This is a genomic window from Sphingomonas asaccharolytica NBRC 15499, assembly GCF_001598355.1.
Taxonomy (GTDB): Bacteria; Pseudomonadota; Alphaproteobacteria; order Sphingomonadales; family Sphingomonadaceae; genus Sphingomonas; species Sphingomonas asaccharolytica.
In genome coordinates this window covers 1-4215 of sequence record NZ_BCYU01000150.1, presented here as the reverse complement: position 1 = coordinate 4215, position 4215 = coordinate 1, and the positions used below count along the sequence as shown (strand labels likewise).

At 64.9% G+C, this 4215-nt stretch carries 4 protein-coding genes; all 4 read right to left on the bottom strand.

Annotated elements, in window-relative coordinates:
- Positions 1-9 precede the first annotated feature (9 nt).
- On the bottom strand, positions 10-669 hold the full coding sequence (msrA, locus tag SAS01S_RS21600; protein ID WP_066813237.1) for a peptide-methionine (S)-S-oxide reductase MsrA: 660 nt from the start codon (positions 667-669) through the stop codon (positions 10-12).
- 55 nt (positions 670-724) lie between these two features.
- Positions 725-868, bottom strand: a complete 144-nt coding sequence (locus SAS01S_RS22935; protein WP_169804998.1) for a hypothetical protein — start codon at positions 866-868, stop codon at positions 725-727.
- Positions 869-1219: 351 nt separating this feature from the next.
- Positions 1220-2419 (bottom strand): pyridoxal phosphate-dependent aminotransferase, encoded by a 1200-nt coding sequence (locus tag SAS01S_RS21595; RefSeq protein WP_066813235.1) that lies wholly within the window; start codon positions 2417-2419, stop codon positions 1220-1222.
- 116 nt (positions 2420-2535) lie between these two features.
- Positions 2536-4065 (bottom strand): peptide chain release factor 3, encoded by a 1530-nt coding sequence (locus tag SAS01S_RS21590; protein ID WP_066813233.1) that lies wholly within the window; start codon positions 4063-4065, stop codon positions 2536-2538.
- Between the last annotated feature and the right edge of the window lie 150 nt (positions 4066-4215).

Below are 4215 nucleotides of genomic sequence, written 5' to 3'. Positions count from 1 at the left end.
AAAATGGCCTTACTTCGCCAGCGCCGGAAACGCCGCCTTGAACGCCGCCACCTTCGGCTTGTCCCACGCCACGATGTACGGATGGTTGGGATTCTTGTCGAAGAAATGCTGGTGATAGGCCTCGGCCGGATAGAAGCCGCCGGTCTCGATCTTGGTCACGATCGGCCGCGGATAGGCCTTCGCCTGGCCGAGCTGCGCGATATACGCCGCCGCCACCGCGCGCTGCGCCGCATTCTGTGGGAAGATCGCCGAGCGATAACTGGTGCCGCGATCGGGACCCTGGCGGTCGAGCGTCGTCGGGTCGTGCGCGACCGAGAAATAGATGCGCAGCAACGTGCCGTAGCTTACGACGCGCGGATCGTAGGCAACGCGGATCGCCTCGGCATGGCGGGTTCCCTCGGTCGACACCTGATCATAGGTCGCGGTTGCGGCTGTGCCGCCGGCATAGCCCGCGGTGACGTCGGTCACGCCTTTCACGCGCTCGAATACCGCTTCCATGCCCCAGAAGCAGCCGCCGGCAAGGACGGCGACATTGGGCTTCACAGTCGGCTGAACGTCGTGCGCCGGCACCGGGATCGGCACCGCGCGTTCGGCATGCGCGAAGGGGCTGGTGAAGATCGCCGCGGCCAGCGCACCGGCGGCGGCAAGCGGCAGAACATATTTGATCATACGAGGGGCTCCGTTGCTCCGATCATATAGGTACGGAACACGGCGCCCCAAGGTTTCAGTCCGCCAGATGGGCGATTGCCGCCGGCGTCTGCGGCGCGGTCTGCGCGCCTGCCGGGTGCAGTGTCATCACGCCGAACCCGCCCAAAGCGAAGCCGCCGGCGAACCGCCAGAAAAACGAAGAAGTGAGAATGGCCTTCATGGCTCTTGTCCCTTGGTTGCGGGTGCGAAATCGGGAATGTGACGTTCCGCTTCAACCCTGATGATTGAAACGATAGGTTTCCGGGCCTGAACTTTCTCTGGCCGGTCCGTTCATCGGAGGTTTGGGTTCGTTACGCGGCCGGCTGGGGCTAAGATCAATTGATCACCGAGCGGATGTGCTCCTTTGCACTCGTCATGCCGGGCTCGTCCCGGCATCCACCGTGCAGGCGAGCGAGATGCTGGAGCCTCTTGTCCCGGGCTTGGCGGCCCGGTGGACCCCGGCACAAGGCCGGGGTGACGGTTTGGATTTGGTTCAGGCCACCGGCAATTGGCGTGCCTTCACCGAAACAGTTTAACGCAGCGCGGCGCAGGCCGTCTGGATGCGCTCGCACGCCTCGCGCAGCAGTTCGTCCGACGTGGCGTAGCTGATCCGCATTGCCGGCGAGAGACCGAACGCTTCGCCCTGCACCGCCGCGACCTTGGCGTCGTCGAGCAGGTACGTCACGAAATCCTCGTCGGTCGCGATCGGCTTGCCGCCCGGCGTGGTCTTGCCGATCAGCGCGGAGAATTCGGGATAGACGTAGAACGCACCCTCGGGACGCGGGCAGGTGATGCCGGTCGCCTGGTTGAGCATCGACACCACCAGGTCGCGGCGATGCTCGAACAATTTGGCATTGTCCTTGAGGAACGCCTGGTCGCCGGTCAGCGCCGCGACACTCGCCGCCTGGGCGATCGAGCAGGGGTTGCTGGTCGATTGCGACTGCAGCTTGGACATCGCCTTGATCAGCCACGGCGCGCCTGCCGCGAAACCGATCCGCCAGCCGGTCATCGCATAGGCCTTGGAACAGCCATTGGCGGTCAGCGTGCGGTCGTAGAGCGACGGACAGACCTGGGCGATCGAGGTGAAGTTGAAATCGTCGAACACGATATGCTCGTACATGTCGTCGGCGAAGATCCAGACGTGCGGGTGACGCTCGAGCACTTCGCCCAACGCCTTCAATTCGGCCTCGCTATAGGCCGCGCCGGTCGGGTTGGAGGGCGAGTTGAGGATCACCCATTTGGTCTTGGGCGTAATCGCCGCCTCGAGTTGCTCGGGCTTGAGCTTGTAATTCTGGTCCGCGCCGGCCGCGGCGAATACCGGCGTGCCGCCGGCGAACAGCACGACGTCGGGATAGCTCACCCAGTACGGCGCGGGGATGACCACCTCGTCGCCCGGATCGAGCGTCGCGACCATCGCGTTGAACAAGGTATGCTTGCCGCCTGCGTTGATCGTGATCTGGTCGATCGCATAATCGAGTTGGTTGTCGCGCTTGAACTTCAGCCGCACCGCTTCCTTGAGCTCGGGCGTGCCGTCGACATTGGTATATTTGGTCTTGCCGTCGCGGATCGCCTTGATCCCGGCTTCCTTGATGAAGTCGGGCGTGTCGAAATCGGGCTCGCCGGCACCCAAGCCGATCACGTCGACACCGGCGCGCTTCAATTCCAGGACGCGGCTGGTGATCGCCAGCGTCGGCGAGGGCTTGATGCGTGCGAGCGCGGCGGAAGGCTGCATGATGGGCTCCTGATGGTCGCACGCGGCTATAGCGATGCGCCCGGCCTTCGCAACCGCACCAAAAGTTTGGCGGCTTTATAGCTTCGCTGTGTCGGCGCGCGCCCGCATTGCTGCTGCTACCGCTCGCGCGTCGCGGCGAACTTCACCTTGGGATAGCGGTCGGCGACATAGCCGACGTCCCAGGCCGACTTCGCCATATACACCGGATTGCCGTCGCGATCCTTGGCCAGCGACCCGCGATTGAGGTCGAGGAATTCCTTGAGCGCGGCCGGGTCGTCCGACGAAATCCACCGCGCGGTGTCGTACGGCGCCATCTCCAGCCCCGCCGCGACCTTGTATTCGGCCTCGAGCCGGCTGATCAGCACTTCGAGCTGGAGCTGGCCGACCACGCCGATCACCCAGTTAGACCCGATCTCGGGATAAAAGACCTGGGTCACCCCTTCCTCGGCCATGTCGTCGAGCGCCTTGCGCAATTGCTTGGTCTTGGTCGGATCCTTGAGCACGACGCGGCGCAGGATCTCCGGCGCGAAATTGGGCAGCCCGGTGAAGCGCACATCGGCGCGCTCGGACAAGGTGTCGCCGACGCGCAAGGTGCCATGATTAGGAATGCCGATGATGTCGCCGGGATAGGCTTCGTCCGCGACCTCGCGATTCTGCGCGAAGAACAGGATCGGCGAATGCACCGCGATCGGCTTGCCGTGCCCGGTCGGGGTCAGCTTCATGCCGCGTTTGAACACGCCCGAACACAGTCGCATGAACGCGATGCGGTCGCGATGCTGCGGGTCCATGTTCGCCTGGACCTTGAACACGAAGCCGGTGACTTCGTCGAAATCGGGCGAGACCGGCGCCGGCTCGGCTGGTTGCGGGCGCGGCGGCGGGGCGTAATCGGCGAGCGCGGCGATCAGTTCGGCGACGCCGAAATCCTTGAGCGCGGAGCCGAAATAAACCGGGGTCAAATCGCCATGACGATAGGCGTCGGCATCGAACGCGGCATAGCCAGCCTGCGCCAGCTCGACTTCCTCGGCGATGTCGATTGGAAGCTCGGGTGCGTCATCGACCTTGCCGAGGAATTCGCGGCTGCCGCCCTCGGGCCGGCTGACCTTGTTGGTGGTCAGATCGAGCACGCCCTGGAACTGCCCGCCCATCCCGACCGGCCAGCTCATCGGCGCGACGTCGAGCGCGAGCACGTCGGCGATCTCGTCGAGCAATTCGAATGGCGGGCGGCCTTCGCGGTCGACCTTGTTGACGAAGGTGATGATCGGCACCGACCGCAGCCGGCAGACCTCGAACAATTTGCGCGTCTGCGCCTCGATGCCGCGCGCCGCGTCGATCACCATCACCGCGGAATCGACCGCGGTCAGCGTGCGATAGGTGTCCTCCGAAAAGTCCTCGTGCCCCGGCGTGTCGAGCAGGTTGAAAGTGATGCCGTCCTTCTCAAACGTCATCACCGAGCTGGTCACCGAAATGCCGCGCTGCTGCTCGATCTTCATCCAGTCGGATCGCGCGCGCCGCGTCTGCCCGCGCGCCTTGACCTCGCCGGCGAGATGGATGGCGCCGCCGAAGTACAGCAGCTTTTCGGTCAAGGTGGTTTTGCCGGCGTCGGGGTGCGAAATGATCGCGAAGGTGCGGCGGTCGGAAATACTCATGGTGCGCGGCTCCTAGGGTGTGCCGGCGCTACCGGCAAGCTGAGCGGCGTCAGGCGGCGAGGGCTCGTCGGTCCTCATCGTCATTGGCGGGCCGATGCAGCCGCTGCCCGCGCGGCCGGCGGGCGCGCGGCCGGCGCGGCGCGATCTTCT

Coding starts and splice junctions, on each gene's coding strand:
- msrA (WP_066813237.1), bottom strand. CDS start 669: ATGATCAAATATGTTCTGCCGCTTGCCGCCGCCGGTGCGCTGGCCGCG.
- SAS01S_RS22935 (WP_169804998.1), bottom strand. CDS start 868: ATGAAGGCCATTCTCACTTCTTCGTTTTTCTGGCGGTTCGCCGGCGGC.
- SAS01S_RS21595 (WP_066813235.1), bottom strand. CDS start 2,419: ATGCAGCCTTCCGCCGCGCTCGCACGCATCAAGCCCTCGCCGACGCTG.
- SAS01S_RS21590 (WP_066813233.1), bottom strand. CDS start 4,065: ATGAGTATTTCCGACCGCCGCACCTTCGCGATCATTTCGCACCCCGAC.